At 66.8% G+C, this 385-nt stretch carries 1 pseudogene; it reads left to right on the top strand.

Features of this window, described 5'->3' with window-relative positions:
• Positions 1-385: pseudogene (locus tag RVY79_RS17885) on the top strand (membrane-bound PQQ-dependent dehydrogenase, glucose/quinate/shikimate family); the annotation flags it as partial.

The following is a 385-nucleotide window of genomic DNA, read 5'->3' as shown; positions in this document are numbered from 1 at the left end:
CGCGGTCTGGCTTATTTCGACGCCACGCAGCCGGTTGCGCAGCCCACCGCCGCAGGCGCCACCCCGGTGATCGCTCCGGCCATCGCGGCCGATGATCCGTGCCAGCGCCGCATTCTGATGAACACGATCGACGCGCGTCTCATCGCCATCAATGCAGACGACGGTGCCCTGTGCGAACGCTTCGGCAACCACGGTACGGTGGACCTTAAAGCCGGCATGGGTGACGCGAGCGATCCGAAATACCAGCTCACCTCCGCGCCGACCATGGCCGGCACCACCGTCGTCCTGGGCGGACGCGTGGCGGACAACGTGCAGACCGACATGCCGGGCGGTGTGATGCGCGGTTTTGAAGTCATCACCGGACCGATGCGCTGGGCGTTCGACC

The organism is Chromohalobacter sp. HP20-39 (genome assembly GCF_033052815.1).
Taxonomy (GTDB): Bacteria; Pseudomonadota; Gammaproteobacteria; order Pseudomonadales; family Halomonadaceae; genus Chromohalobacter.
This window is presented reverse-complemented; position numbering and strand designations above follow the sequence as displayed.